Origin of the sequence: Nonomuraea sediminis (assembly GCF_018531495.1) — a bacterium.
GTDB classification, from domain to species: domain Bacteria; phylum Actinomycetota; class Actinomycetes; order Streptosporangiales; family Streptosporangiaceae; genus Nonomuraea; species Nonomuraea sediminis.
In genome coordinates this window covers 106,041-120,429 of sequence record NZ_JAHDTI010000021.1, presented here as the reverse complement: position 1 = coordinate 120,429, position 14,389 = coordinate 106,041, and the positions used below count along the sequence as shown (strand labels likewise).

Below are 14,389 nucleotides of genomic sequence, written 5' to 3'. Positions count from 1 at the left end.
GTGAACAGCCTGGTCCTCGACTCTCCTGCCGCGCTGGCGGAGGAGGCGACGCTGGCCGCCCTGCTGCGCTGCTGCATCCGCGAGGTGGCCGGGCCGCGCGGCCACGTCTGGCCCGCACCGCCTTATCTGCTGCTGCGGGTCGGCGGCGAGCTGCTGCGCGTCCGCGCGCGCGGCGGCGCGGCGCTGCGCTTCGACGCGCCGCCCGAGCGGCTCGTGCACGGCTGCTGGGCTCCGCTGTCGGTCACGGACCTGGTACGGCTGGCCGCCGCCGACCTGGGGGACGGCAACGCCGAGTTCGCCGCGCAGGTGGCCGCCAGCAGGGACGCCCTGGCCGCGATCCTGGAGGCGCGCCCCGCGGCCACCCCACCGCAGGACCCGTGGCTTGCCTCGGAGCAGGCGCTGGTCTACGGTCACCCGTTCCACCCCAGCCCGAAGGCGCGCGGCGGCGACGGGACCTGGCTGCGGTACGCGCCGGAGACGCACGCCGAGTTCCCGCTGCGGCTGCTCGGCGTGCGGGCGGACGCGGTGGCCGAGGAGGGCGACACCTCGGTGCTCGACCTGCTCGGCCAGGCGCCACCCGGATACCGGCTGCTGCCCGCGCACCCGTGGCAGCTGGACCTGCTGGCGCCCGCGTTCGGCGGCGACCTGGTCGACCTGGGGCCAGGGCCGATGGTCGTGCCCACCTCGTCGGTCAGGACCGTCTACTCCCCCGACGCCGGGGCCTGCCTGAAGTTCAGCCTCGACGTGCGCATCACCAACTGCGTGCGCAAGAACTCCTGGTACGAGCTGGCCGGAGCCGTCGAGCTGACCAGGCGGCTCGGCCCCGCGTTCGCCGAGGTGACAGCGCGCTTCCCCGGCACCCGCTGGCTGCCCGAGCCCGGCTACCGGTCCGCGGCCGGGCATCTGGAGGGCCTGGGCGTGATCGTGCGGGCCGGCCCGTGGTCGGTCTGCTCACCGGGCGTCACCCCCGTCCTGGCCGGAGCCGTCGAGCGGCCGGCCGTGGACCCGGCCCGCTGGTGGGCCGCCTACGTGGAGGCCGTGGCGCTGCCGGTGCTCGAGCTGTACCTCACCCACGGCGTCGTGCTCGAGCCGCACCTGCAGAACGTGCTGGTCGGCCTGGACTACGAGGGCATGCCCGTCGAGGCGGTCTTCCGCGACCTGGAGGGCACCAAGCTCGTCGCCGGGCGCCACGACCTGTCGGGGCTGCCGCCCAGGGTGGCCGAGGCGCTGACCTACGACGCCGAGCGCGGCTGGGCCAGGGTGGTGTACTGCCTGCTGGTCAACCATCTCACCGAGATCGCCGCCACGCTGGCGCCCGACGACGGCGTGCTGCGCGAGCTGTGGCTGATCGCCCGCGGCGTCCTCGACCGGCACGCCGAGGCGCTCGGCCGGCCGCTGCCGCTGTCGGACCTGCTGGCGGGCGCGCCGCTGCCCGCCAAGGCGAACCTGTCCGTGCGCTGGGCCCGCGCCGCCGACCGCGCCGCCGGGTACGTGCCGATCGCCAACCCGCTCGCATGATCGTCCCCGAAGGGCTGCCGCTCCCCGCCTACGTCTACGACCTGCCCGCGCTGGACGCCCACGTCAGACGGGTGAGGCGGGCGGTGCGCGACCTGGAGCTCTACTACGCGGTCAAGGCCAATCCGGACCCCGAGCTGCTGCGCGTCATCGAACCCCACGTGGACGGCTTCGAGGTCTCCTCAGGCGGGGAGCATGCCCACGTCCGTGCCCTCTTCCCCGGCAAACCCCTCGCGCTCGGCGGCCCCGGCAAGACCGATGACGAGCTGCGACTGCCCGCACACCGGATCCACGTCGAGTCGCCGTACGAGCTGCGCAGGCTGATCGCCACCGGGCGGGAGGCCGACGTGCTGCTCCGGGTGAACCCCGACCTGCCGGTGGAGGGGGCGGCGCTGACGATGAGCGGCCCGTTCGGCATGGACGAGGCGGGCGTCGAGGAGTGCCTGCCCCTGTTCACCGACCGGGTACGGCTGCGCGGCCTGCACGCCCACCTGGCCAGCGGGCTCGACGCCCCCGCGCTGATCCGCCTGGCGGGGATCCTGCTGGACACCGCGCACGGCGAGGTCAACCTGGGCGGCGGCATGGCGGTCTCCTACGCCGACCCGGACACCACGTTCGACTGGGAGGAGTACGGCAGGCGGGTCCCGCTGCTGCGCCGTACCGGTCAGACCGTGCGGATCGAGCCGGGCAGGGCGATGACCGCGTACTGCGGGTCCTACGTGACCCGGGTCGTGGACGTGAAGCGGGTCCGCGGCCAGGCGTACGCGATCGTGCTCGGCGGCACCCACCACCTGCGGACCCCGGTGACCAAGGGCCACGACCAGCCCTTCACCGTCCTGCCCACCGGCGGCGGGCCCGCGCTGGAGGACGAGCCGGTCACGATCGTGGGCCAGCTCTGCACCCCGAAGGACGTTTTCGCACGAAATATCGTGACCTCACTGCGGGTGGGCGACACGGTGGTGTTCGGGATGGCCGGTGCCTACGCGTGGAACATCTCCCACCACGACTTCCTCATGCACCCGAAGCCGGCGTTCCGCTACGTGAACGGGTCGGCACCGACTCGATGAGCTCGACCAGGCCCGCCTCGTCGAGCAGGTCCACCGGCCGGACGGTCTCGTTCGAGCGCACGTAGTGGAAGGCGGCGCCGACCTGCTCGACCGGGACCCCCGCCAGATGCGACCAGGCCAGCCGGTAGGCGGCCAGCTGGACCGAGGCGCCCCGGGCGCGTCTGCCCGTGGGCTTCGCACCGGTCTTCCAGTCGACCACCTCGTAGGAGCCGTCGGGCAGCTGGAAGACGGCGTCCATGCGGCCGCGCACCAGCCGGTCGGCGATCATCGTCTCGAACGGGACCTCCAGGTCCAGCGGCTTGCGGCCGGCCCACTCGCTCTCCTCGAAGCTGGCCTGCAGCTCGGCCAGCCGTACGTCGGCCTCCTCCGGCTCCTCGAACAGCGGGTCCAGCTCGAAGTCGTCGATCAGGCGCTGCTGCTGCCAGCGCGACTCCAGCCACTTGTGGAACGACGTCCCGCGCCTGGCCAGCGGGGCCGGCTTGATCGGGACGGGGCGGCGGATCCTGCGGGCCAGCTCGCGGGGGTCGGTCGCCAGCGTGACCAGCGACGACACGGTCAGCTTCGACGGCAGCTCGACCGTGGTCCGACCCTCGCGGCGGTTCTGCTCCCGCTCGCGCAGCAGCAAGTCGGTGTCGCGCTCCCAGGAGCGGATGCGCTCCTCGTCGTAGCCGCGCACCGGCTCGTCCTCGGCGGGTTCGAGCAGTCCTGCCAGGGCGCTCTCCACCAGGTGGGCGCCGTCCAGCACCGCCTCGTAGCGCAGGCCCTCGGGGGTGACGGGCCAGGCGGCCTCGGCGGGCTCGGCCAGCAGCGGGTTGGTGGCGCCCTCCGCGAGCTCCGGCGCCCACGCGGCGATCTTGTCGGCGGTGTCGCGGATCTCCAGCAGGAAGTCCGACGGGTCGAGCGGCCTGGTGGCGCTGCCCCAGCGGTAGCCGGAGGCGATCAGGTGGTAGTGGGCGCGGGTGACGGCCACGTAGGCCAGGCGCCGCTCCTCCATCAGGTCGCGGTCGCGGCACTGCTCGTCGAAGGCGGCCAGCTCGTCCTTGGTCAGCCCGGTCAGCCTGGGCAGGTCGGCGACGTCGCCGCGCAGCGGATAGGGCAGCTTGCGCGGGTTGTCCGTCCACCGGCTGTTGGTGACCGGCGTGGCCGGGAAGATGCTGCCTGTCGTGATCGTGCCCTTCGAGCTGACCAGCTGCGACAACCCGGGCACGACCACGACCGGCCACTCCAGGCCCTTGGAGGCGTGCACGGTCATCAGCTTGACGCTGTTGCTCTCGCCGACGCGGCCCGCCTCCAGGCCGAACTCCTCGCTCTCGGCCGCCTCCAGGTAGGCCAGGAACGCCCCGAGCGTCGGATCCTCGGCGTCGCCGGCGAAGCGGGAGGCGGCGTCCAGGAACGCGTCCAGGTCCGCCCGGGCGGCGAAGGCGCCTGCCGTACCCGCGCGCGCGGCGACCTCGATGTCCAGGCCCAGCTTGCGCTCCACCTCGGTGATCAGGTCGGGCAGCGGCTGCCCGGTGTGCGCGCGCAGCTGGCGCAGCTCGAGCGCCAGCGCCACCATCCGGGTCCTGGCCAGCGGCGAGAAGGCGTCCAGCCACTCCTCCCTGTCGGGCAGCTCGTCCAGCGCGTCGACCAGGCTGCCGCGCTCCTCCGCCAGGTCGGCCACCACCTGGTCGAGCGGGTCGTTCTCCCTGCGGCTGTCGCGCGTCTCGCGGTTCAGCTCGCGCGCGAACTCCCCGAGCACCCGCAGGTCGGCGGGGCCGATCCGCCAGCGCGGCCCGGCCAGCAGCCGCGCGAGCGCGTCTCCCGCGGTGGCGTCGTACAGCGCCCGCAGCGTGGCCACGATGTCGTTGACCTCGGGCACCGTCAGCAGGCCGCCCAGGCCGACCACCTCGACCGGGATGTCGCGATCCTCCAGCGCCCTGCGCAGGGCGGGGAACTGCGACCGCTTGCGCGCCAGGATCGCGATGTCCTGCGGCTGTACGGCGAGCGTCTTCTTGCGCTCCTTGTCCCCCCATGGCAGGCCGTCGGGCGCGACCTCCTGGCCGAGGATCTTGGCGATGCCGTCGGCGATCCAGGCGGCCTCGTCCTCCGCGGTCTCGTGGAAGGCGCAGGTGACACGGCCCCTGTCCTTCCTGTTGTCGCCGGGGACCAGCACCGGGACCTCGCGCGCCTCCATCCGCAGCGGCAGCTGCACCCTGGCGGCCACGTCCAGGACCCGGTCGCCGTTGCGGAAGCTGACCGACAGCTGCCGTACGGGTGCGGGATCCCCGGTGTTGGTACGGAAATCCTGGGCGAAGCGTCGCAGGTTGCCCGCTGAGGCGCCGCGCCAGCCGTAGATGGACTGGCAGGGGTCGCCCACGGCGGTCACCGGATGGCCCGTGCCGTACAGGCTTCTGAGCAGGACGAGCTGGGCGTGGCTGGTGTCCTGGTACTCGTCCAGCAGGACCACGCTGAAGCGGGAGCGCTCGATCTCGCCCACTTCCTTGTGGTTGGCGGCGATCCTGGCGGCCAGCGACATCTGGTCGCCGTAGTCGATGACCTCGCGGGACCGCTTGTGCCGCTCGTAGGCCTCGACCAGCGGGAGGAGCTGTTCCCTCGCGTCATGGACCGTGAGGGGTTTGCGCTGGGCGGCGATGGTCCTCCCCGGCACTTCCTGGAGTTTCCGGTCCAGCCACTCACCCACCCTCCGCACGTCGCCCGCCGCGCGCAGATGCTCGGAGAGCTCGCCCGCCAGCTCCAGCACGGCCGCCGTGACGGACGGCGGGCCGAGCTCGATCTTGTCCATCGGCCCGTCGTACATGGCCACCACCCGGGAGGCCAGCTGCCAGGAGACGGCCGGGGTGACCAGGCGCATGGTGGGCTCGAGCGCCTCGCGCAGCGCGTGGTCGGTGACCAGGCGGGCGGCGTAGGCGTGGTAGGTCGAGACGGTCGGCTCGTTGTCGAGCAGCTCGGGCTCGACCAGGCCCGCCTCGGCCAGGCCGTTCAGCCGCTCGCGGACGCGGGTGGCCAGCTCGGCCGCGGCCTTGCGGGTGAACGTCAGTCCGAGCACGTTCTCCGGCCTGACCAGGCCGTTGGCCACCAGCCAGACCACCCGGCCCGCCATCGTCTCGCTCTTGCCCGACCCGGCACCCGCCATGACGACCATGGGCTCGAGCGGGGCCTCGATGACGGCTGCCTGCTCCCTGGTGGGCGGGAGGATGCCGAGCTTCTCGGCGAGTTCGACCGGGTTCAGCACACCTGACCCCCGTTGTCGTTGACGGGGCAGGAGGCCTTGGCGGCGCAGGTACGGCAGCCGTCGTTCACCTTGGCCTGGAAGAACGGGCCCGACATGCCGGTCGCCACGGTGTCGACCAGGTTCTCGGCCCACTTCGGGTCGGCGTCGTCGGCCAGCGCGCCCTGCTTCTGCTCGAGCGCGTCGTTCTTGCCCGCCGCCTTGCCGACCTGGACCAGGGCGGCTCCGCCCGGCTCGGTCATGCCGTGCCTGGCGAACGCGCCGAGCAGCGCGGCCAGCTGGTAGACGCCCAGCTGGGGGTGGCGGTCGAGGTCGCCGGGCTTGGGCTTGCTCGAGCCGGTCTTGAGGTCGATGATCACGGCTCTGTTCTCCGAGTCCCGCTCGACGCGGTCCACGCGGCCCTTGATCTCCACGTCGTCCCGAAATTTCGCGACAAAAGACTCTTCTAGCGCGACCAGCTCGCGCGGGTTCTCCTTGTGCCAGCGCAGGAACTTGGCGATCATCTGCTCGGCCACCTGGCGCTGCTTGCGGTTGTACCAGGCGCCGCCGAACTCGAGCTCGCCCCAGACCTCGTCCAGGCGCCTGCCGAGCAGGTCCTCGCTGGGCAGGTCGGTGGCGGCGAGCACGGCCAGCGCGTGGATCACGTTGCCCAGACCCTGCGCGGTGCTCGTGCCCGCGGCGCCCACGGCCGTCTCGAGCAGCCAGCGCAGGCCGCACTTGGTGAAGCTCTCCACGGCGCTCGGGGAGATCCTGACCGTGTCGTCGGGCCAGCTCAGCGGGCGGTCGTCGGAGATCGGGGTCAGGGCGTACCAGTCGTTGGGGTGCGCGCCCTGGACGCCGGCGGCGGCCAGCTTCGCCAGCTGCTGCGCGGCCTTCTGCCGGACTTTCGCCGGCTTGGTGGGATCGGTGACCGCGCTGCGCAGGTCGGCCACCAGGGCGGGCATGCTCAGCCACCTCGCCCTGTCGTCCACGGTGGCGTTCTCCACCGCGCCCGGCATCAGCTCGCTCAGGAACCTGGACGGCCGCTCGTCGGTGTCCTCGCCGCCCACGGCGGTCACCACCAGGCGCTTCCTGGCGCGGGTGGCGGCCACGTAGAACAGCCTGCGCTCCTCGGCCAGCAGCTTCGAGGCCAGTGACGCGGAGTTGGGCCTGGCTCCCTCGGCCACCTCGACCAGGTCGTCGGCGCCCAGCATCGAGCCGCGCAGCCGCAGGTCCGGCCAGGTGCCCTCCTGCACGCCCGCCACGACCACGACGTCCCACTCCAGTCCCTTGGACCGGTGGGCGGTCAGCACCCGTACGGCGTCGCCGTCGGGCGCCCGCTCGGCCAGTGTGTCGCCCGGGATCTCCTGCGAGGCCAGGTCGTCCAGGAACACCTCGGGCCCGGCTTTCGGCATCCTGTCGACGAACCGCGCCGCGTGGTCGAACAGCGCCACCACGGCGTCCAGATCCCGGTCAGCCTGCGCGCCGCGGGCACCGCCCGACAGGCTCAGCTCGGTCCACCGCTCGGCCAGACCGCTGGCATGCCACACGGCCCACAACACGTCCTCAGCGGTCCCCTGGCCATCCAGGGCCTCCCGCGCCGCCGCCAGCAACTTCCCCACCCGCTCAGCGGGCACCGCCACATGCCCCTCAACCAGCGCCAACCCCCGCGGATCCCGCACGGCCGCCACCAACAACTCCCCCGAAGTCCGCCCAGGTACGGCAGGCCCCTCCTCCCCTGCGCCCGCGTCCCCCAGGCCCGCGTCCCCCTGGGCAGAGCCCGCAACACCCTCAAACCCCGCCGAGCCTGCGACATCCGCCGAGCCCCCGGCGCCCTCGGACTCCACGCCCACCACGGAATCCCCGGAAGCCTGGGACTCCCCGGAAGCCACGCCCCCACCCAGCGCCGGATCGGCGAGAACCCCGTCCTCCGAGGACCCGCGCAACGCGTCCGGCGCCCCGCCACCCCCCAGCGCCAGGTCGGCGGAAACCACGTCAGGCGCGGACCCGCCCAACGCGTCCGGCGCCCCGCCACCCCCCAGCGCCGGGTCGGCGAGAACCACGTCAGGCGCGGACCGGCGCAACGCGTGCGGCGCAACGCCGTCGGGGTCCTCGTTCCGGGCGGCCACCGAGGCGGCCTCGTTTTCGGCGATCTTGAGGGCGCGCCGCAACCGCCGGACCCCGATCATGTCCGTCCCACCCAGCGGCCCGGTGAGCAGCTCCTCCGCCACCCCTTCGTCCAGCGCCGCAGGATCGAGCGCCACCCGCAACACCGTCAGCAACGGCCGCACCCCGGGCTCCTGCGCGATCGGCACCTCATCCCCGGCCACCATCGTCGGCACCCCGGCACTGACCAGCGCCCGCCGCAGCAACGGCACCTGCCGCTTGGCCGACCGCACCAGCACCGCCATCCGATGCCAGGGCACCCCGTCGATCAGGTGAGCCCGCCGCAGCGTGTCGGCCACCACGGCCGCCTCCTGGCTCACGCTGTCGGCCAGCAGCACCCGCACCTGACCCGACTCCGCCTCGGCCAGCGGCAGCAGATCCCGATGCGCCGCGGCCCCGGGAGCGGCGGGCAGCCGCGAGGCCACCCGCCGGGACGCCTCGAGCAGCCCGGACCCGCTACGTCGGCACACCCGCAGTGCCAGCACCGGCGCGTCACGCCCGTCGAGCGTACGGAACCGTTCAGGAAATTTCTGGATCCCCCGCACATCGGCCCCGCGGAACCCGTAGATCGACTGATCGGGATCCCCCACCGCGACCAGGTCACGCCCGTCCCCGGCCAGCTGCCAGAGCAGCGACTCCTGGGCCGGGTCCGTGTCCTGGTACTCGTCCACGAACACCACGTCGACCGAGGCCCGCTCCCGCCGCTGCACCTCCGGATCCGCCAGCAGCCCCGCGGCGGCGCGGATCAGCTCGGCGTAGTCGAGCGACGGCTCCGGGTCGAGGTCGAAACGATCCTGGTACCGCCTCGAGAAGCGCCCGGCGGCCACCCAGTCGGGCCTGCCGTACTCGAGACCCAGCTCGACCAGCCGCCGGCCCTCGATGCCCCGCTCGGCCGCGCGGGACAGGAAGTCGCGCACTTCCTCGGCGAACCCGCGCGTCTTCAGCGGCTCGCGCAGGGCCAGCGGCCAGTCGAGCGCGCCATCCTCCAGCTCGCCGTGGAGCAGCCGGCGGATCTCCAGCAACTGCTCGGGGCCGGTCAGCAGCCGCGGCGGCAGCTCGCCGGCCAGCACGGCCTCGCGGCGCAGCAGCGCGTAGGCGTAGGAGTGGAACGTCAGCGCCAACGGTGTCCGCGTGGTGCGCCGCAGCCGGGCGGTCACGCGCTCGCGCAGCTCCCCGGCGGCCTTCCTGCTGAAGGTGAGGATCAGGACCCGCTCGGGGTCGACGCCGCGCCGTTCGATGCGCTCGACCACGCTCTCGACGATGGTGGTCGTCTTGCCGGTGCCGGGACCTGCGAGGACGAGCAGCGGTCCGCTCTGGTGTTCGACCACGGCACGCTGGTATTCATCGAGCACAGGGGCCGCAACGGGTCCCCCGCCCCCACGTCGCACCAGCCGCCAGGTCTGACCACTCACAACACTAGATTCCACCAGACCACAGGGGTAGATCGTGCCGACTTGACCGTTCTCGCCAAGCTAGCGGTACAGGTTTCTCGCCGCCGTCCGCCGCGCCGTGCTTTCAAGAGCCTTTTCGAGACTCCTGTACGGCGAGCCGCCCCCACCGGACGCCCTCCGCACTCCGGCTGAGGACCCGCGCCCGGCGCTTCCGGCGAGTCGAGGATCCTTCCCCACCGCAACGCCACCCCTTGGCCACGCCCCGGGGACTCGGCGGGGCCTCATACGCGCACCTGGTTCGGGACGCGCTGGCGGTAGTGCTGGCCCCACCCTCGTGATGCCTGCCGACGTGACTGATCTTGCCTCGCCTCTTCCCGAGGATTGAGGCATGACAAAGCGACTCCTTGCCGCGGCCGCCGCCGCGATCGTCCTTCTCGGTGCCGCCTCCCCCGCCCTGGCCGCGGCCGAACCCAAGCCTGCTGACAACGCCAAGCAGACCGTGCAGGCAGGGCTCGACCGGTTGACCACGCAGGGCGGGATGGCGGGCGCGGTGCTGTCGGTGCGCGAGCCCGACGGCCGCGTGCGGACCTGGACGTCGGGCACCGCCGAGCGCGGCACCGGCAAGCCGATGGTCGGCGCCGACGCCCATTTCCGCATCGCCAGCGTGACCAAGCCGATCATCGCGGCCGAGGTGATGCGCCTGGTCCAGCAGGGCAAGATCGAACTGGACGCGCCGGTGGAGAAGTACGCGCCCGGCCTGCTCGACGGCCGGCCGATCACCGTGCGGCAGATCCTGGGCCAGACCAGCGGCCTGCCGGAGTACTGGACGCTGATCAACCCGGCCAAGCCCGGCGGCGAGGCCGACTTCCTCCGCCTGGCCCTGGACGCCAAGCCGGTCGGCGAGCCCGGCCAGAAGTGGTTCTACTCCAACACCAACTACCTGGTCGCCGGCATGCTGATCGAGAAGGTCACGGGCAAGGACTTCCGTACGGTCACCCGCGAGGACGTGCTGAAGCCCATGACGCACAGCTACTGGCCGCGCCAGGGCGAGATGGGCATCCGCGGCGAGCACACCCACACCTACGGCGTGAACCCCTTCGACCCCAAGCACAAGGGCCAGGTCGTGGACACCACGCTGGAGCCCGGCTACCTCTTCGGCGCCTCCGGCGGCCTGGTCTCCACCCCCGACGACCTGAACCGCTTCTGGCAGAAGCTGCCCACCGCCACCATCAAGACGATGATGGCCGGCGCCGTGCCCGCCTACGACCCGCCCGGCTCCCGCTACGGCCTCGGCGTCTACTCCTACCGCCTGGCCTGCGGACCCGTCTGGATGCACGACGGCGGCCTGCCCGGCGTCCGCGTCCTCAGCGGCCGTGACCGCTCCGGCCGCGCGGCCACCCTGTACGTCACGGGAACCCCGAAGTCGGACAAGGAGTTGTTCGCCACCTTCGGGACCGCCTTCTGCTAGATGTAGTATTGGTGAGTGAACACTTACTCACCAGCGCTTCGCGTCGTCTGCCTGGGCGACAGCAACACCCGCGCCCAGGTCAGCGCGGACTACGTGGCAGAGCTCGGCCGCCGCAGGCCGAAAGACCTGTTCGTCAACCAGGGGGTCAACGGCGACCTGGCCTACAACGGCCTGCGGCGCCTGGACGCGGTGGTGGCCGAGGACCCCGACGCGGTCACGGTGCTGCTCGGCAGCAATGACATCAACGCGAGCATGACCGAGCGGAACGTCCAGATGTTCACCCGGATGAAGCAGCTCCCGGTCCGCCCCACCATCGCCTGGTACCGGGAGAACCTCACCGCCATCGCCCGGCGCCTGCTGGAGGAGACCCACGCCAGGATCGCGCTCCTGTCACCCCCGACCCTCGGTGAGGACCCCGACTCCCCCTCGGTGCGCCGCTCGATCGAGTACGCCGAGGTGGTCCGAGAGGTCGCCAAGGAAGTGGGCGTCACCTACCTCCCGCTCAACGAGCGCCAGCTCGCCCACCTCCGCGAGGCCGGGCACACCCCGAAGGTCACCTACAGGGACGGCCGGAGCATCCAGGCGCGGGCGGCGATGCAGCACTTCCTGCTGCGCCGCTCCTTCGACGCCATCGCACGCGGCCGCCGCCTGGAGCTCACCACGGACCTGATCCACCAGAACTCCCGCGGCGCGGGCATGATCGCCGACCTGATCGACGACTTCCTCGGCTAGGAGAAGAGGTGGTCCACCACGCGGGCGGTGGCCTTGCCGTCGTCGCGGGGGGCGAAGGTGGCGCGGAAGGCGTCGTAGCGGTCGGCGTGAGCGGCCGCGACCGTGTCGATGTCGCGCAGGGCCTCGACCACCTCGGACGAGGTCGACAGGACCGGGCCGGGCGCCTGCCCGGCCAGGTCCAGGTAGAGCCCGCGCCTGGCCGAGTACTTGGCCAGGTCGTAGGCGTAGAACACGATCGGCCGCCCGGTGACCACGAAGTCGAACATGACGGAGGAATAGTCCGTCACCAGCACGTCCGCGATCAACAGCAGGTCCGCGATATCGGGATAAGTCGTGACGTCGTGGGCGATGTCGGGGACGGCGGGCATGGCCTGCATGGGGTGTGCCCTGACCAGCAGCTCGTGGTCGGCGCCCAGCGCCTGCCTGGCCTTGGCCAGATCCAGCTTGACCATCGCGTTCTTGCGGTCGTAGTCACGCCACGTGGGCGCGTACAGCACGACCCGCTTCCCCTCGGCCAGCCCGAGCCGCCGGCGCACCTCGGCGGCGAGCCGGTCACGGTCGGGCGAGCCGAGCACGTCGTTGCGCGGCAGCCCGCTCTCCAGCACCTCGCCCTTGTACCCGAACGCCTCCCGCAGGATCGGCGTGGCCCACGGCGACTGCGACAGCAGCACGTCCCAGCCGCGCACCTCGGCCACCTGCCGGTGCCACACCGGCGGGCGCGGGTCGCGGCTCATGTGCGGCAGGTCGTTGCCCACCTTCTTGGCCGGCGTGCCGTGCCAGGTCTGCACCACGACCTGGTCCTCGCGGGAGCGGAACCAGGCGGGCAGGAAGGCGTTCGTGACGATGTAGCGCGAGCGGGCCAGCGCCTCGTGGTGCTCCCTGCTCCCGGCGCGCACGGCCCTGGCGCCCGGCGGCGGCTCGAAGGCGCCGTCCTTGACGATCCAGATGTGCTCGCGGTCGTCGCCGCGCCGCACCCGCTCCTCGAAGACGGCGCGCACGCTGTCGGCGTACAGGCGGCCGTCGTTGACGGCGTAGACTGTCGCGTCGGTCAGCGGCTCCGAGCGCTGCGCCGGGTAGAAGACCCGCCGCAGCACGTGGGTGCCCGCCACGCCCTTCTCGTCGGCCGGCCGTACCTCCTCGACCATGACGACGGGGACGTCGAAGCGCGTGGACAGCATGCGGAAGGTGTGGCCGCCGATCGTGCGCGGCGCCTCGTCCAGCCCGGTCAGCGCGCCGTGGTCCATCCGGACCGGCACGATCTCGCCCGACGGGTGGCGCAGCGACAGGTTCCAGGTGCCGGACGACAGCGGCACGCGCTCGCCGAACCGGTCCATCGCCCCCGGCTCGAGGCGGATCTCCCACGCCGAACCGGAGCGCTCCATGGGCACCGTATAGGCCAGGCCGGAACGGTGGCGCAGCGTCACCGCGCGGGGACCGGCCGCGTCGGGGTAGCGTCCGCGCAGGACCAGCGCCGAGTCCTCCCAGACGGCGGAGGTGATCACCGGCCTGATCCGGTGGGCGGAGACGAGCACGCGGTCGCGCCGGTCGCCGAGCACGGTGATCTCGCGGTCGCCCACCGGCGTGCGCGTCTCGACCAGGTCGGCGAGCATGACCGACGCGGCGGGGTCGCCCTTGGGCTCGACCCAGAGCCGCCGTCCGTCCTTCTCCTGCAGCAGCGCGGGCACGGGCAGCCCGACGCTCACGGTCGTGCCCTCGGGCCCCGGCGTGAAGTCGGCCGCGATGCGGTGGCCGCCGAGCCTGGCGTGGCCCTTGGTCACGCTCCGCCCCGGCAGGAGGACCTTCAGTTCGAGCCGCTCGCCGTCGACGGAGACGCCGGTCAGCTCGGCCCTGTTCGGCTGCAGCACGACCTGCAGCGCCCGGTCGGAGGTCCACACGGGCCGCACCCACCAGCCGGGCTTGACCCGCAGCCCGGACGGCCGCTCCGTGCGGCCCACGGCGGCGCCGCGCAGCAGGCCGGTCGCCCTGGCGCCGCGGCTCCAGAACACGATCTCAGCGCGCCAGGTCGTCGTGTCGCGTACGGCCGGCCGATGCCGCAACCGCCGCCGCACCCCCGACACGATCCCGCGCACGGCACCGCGCCAGCGCAGCGCCCACGGGTTCAGCTCGGCGGTGAAACCCGACCAGTCGTAGTTGCAGCCGGGCTCGCGCGCCCCGTGCGTGGCCTCGGGCGCCAGCACCCGCCGGGTGCGCAGCCGCACGGGCGGCAGCCAGCGCGGCCCGCGCAGCACCACGGTGGCCCAATTGAACCGGCGGCTGCGGACCGACAGCCCGGCCAGATAGGCGAACCCGGAGACGCGCAGCCTGCCGTTCTCCCAGACGATGTCGTCGATGTGCGTGACGGGCACCAGGTCGGAGCGGCGCAGCCGGTAGAGGTCGGGCGGCAGCTCGTCACGGAGGGGCAGGTCGGCGTACCAGCGCAGGCCCTTGCGGATGCGCTTGGACGGCTCGGCCGCGGCTGTGACGACGGTGACCAGGGTCTCGCCGTCGACGAGCTCCTCGACAGGCCGGTGCTCGATCAGGTGGCACAGCAGCCGGCGGGCGACGGGCAGGTCACGCTTGACCTTCGGGTCGACCTTGGCGAGAAAGGGGCGCAGCAGCTCCACCAGCTCGCGCCGCCGGGCGGGACCGCGCTTGACGGCCTGGTCCATCCGCGCGCCGAGAGGCCCGCTGAGCACCTCGGAGGCGTCTTCGACGGCGACCGCTGCCATGATCGTCTCGAGCGGTTCACCCCGGTCACAGAGGTCCTGGACAGCCTTGATGCGATCGGCGGCGGTGTCGCCGCCCGGGCTCGAGGCTGTGACGCCGGTGGCCATCGGGGAGG

The 14,389-nt window shown here is 72.8% G+C and carries 7 protein-coding genes; 4 read left to right on the top strand and 3 right to left on the bottom strand.

The features are described from left to right. Complete coding sequence (locus tag KIK09_RS52550; RefSeq protein ID WP_214327140.1) at positions 1–1,518, top strand: IucA/IucC family protein; 1,518 nt, start codon at positions 1–3, stop codon at positions 1,516–1,518. After that, positions 1,515–2,582: a type III PLP-dependent enzyme domain-containing protein gene (locus KIK09_RS52545; protein ID WP_214327139.1), complete on the top strand. Its 1,068-nt coding sequence runs from the start codon at positions 1,515–1,517 to the stop codon at positions 2,580–2,582. Before KIK09_RS52550 ends, KIK09_RS52545 begins: the two co-directional genes overlap by 4 nt. Here KIK09_RS52545 and KIK09_RS52540 read toward each other — a convergent pair. Then, positions 2,527–5,814: an ATP-dependent helicase gene (locus tag KIK09_RS52540; protein ID WP_214327138.1), complete on the bottom strand. Its 3,288-nt coding sequence runs from the start codon at positions 5,812–5,814 to the stop codon at positions 2,527–2,529. The two genes, KIK09_RS52545 and KIK09_RS52540, sit on opposite strands and share 56 nt — an antisense overlap. Beyond that, complete coding sequence (locus KIK09_RS58785; RefSeq protein WP_308164816.1) at positions 5,808–9,308, bottom strand: ATP-dependent helicase; 3,501 nt, start codon at positions 9,306–9,308, stop codon at positions 5,808–5,810. The genes KIK09_RS52540 and KIK09_RS58785 overlap by 7 nt, the downstream gene beginning before the upstream one ends. A 427-nt stretch (positions 9,309–9,735) precedes the next feature. Here KIK09_RS58785 and KIK09_RS52525 point away from each other — a divergent pair, with 427 nt between their 5' ends. Together KIK09_RS52525 and KIK09_RS52520 are read left to right on the top strand one after the other, a co-directional pair. After that, complete coding sequence (locus KIK09_RS52525) at positions 9,736–10,815, top strand: serine hydrolase domain-containing protein (protein WP_214327137.1); 1,080 nt, start codon at positions 9,736–9,738, stop codon at positions 10,813–10,815. 15 nt (positions 10,816–10,830) lie between these two features. Beyond that, a complete protein-coding gene (locus KIK09_RS52520; RefSeq protein ID WP_214327136.1) occupies positions 10,831–11,547 on the top strand; it encodes an SGNH/GDSL hydrolase family protein in 717 nt (238 codons plus the stop codon). Here KIK09_RS52520 and KIK09_RS52515 read toward each other — a convergent pair. Beyond that, the gene (locus KIK09_RS52515) at positions 11,544–14,381 is read right to left on the bottom strand and encodes a CDP-glycerol glycerophosphotransferase family protein (RefSeq protein ID WP_214327135.1); all 2,838 of its coding nucleotides are present in this window, start codon (positions 14,379–14,381) and stop codon (positions 11,544–11,546) included. The genes KIK09_RS52520 and KIK09_RS52515 overlap by 4 nt on opposite strands. Positions 14,382–14,389 lie beyond the last annotated feature (8 nt).

What these genes read in the sequence shown, in the direction of transcription:
- KIK09_RS52525 (WP_214327137.1), top strand. Translation starts at nt 9,736, where the DNA reads ATGACAAAGCGACTCCTTGCCGCGGCCGCCGCCGCGATCGTCCTTCTC.
- KIK09_RS52515 (WP_214327135.1), bottom strand. Translation starts at nt 14,381, where the DNA reads ATGGCCACCGGCGTCACAGCCTCGAGCCCGGGCGGCGACACCGCCGCC.
- KIK09_RS52545 (WP_214327139.1), top strand. Translation starts at nt 1,515, where the DNA reads ATGATCGTCCCCGAAGGGCTGCCGCTCCCCGCCTACGTCTACGACCTG.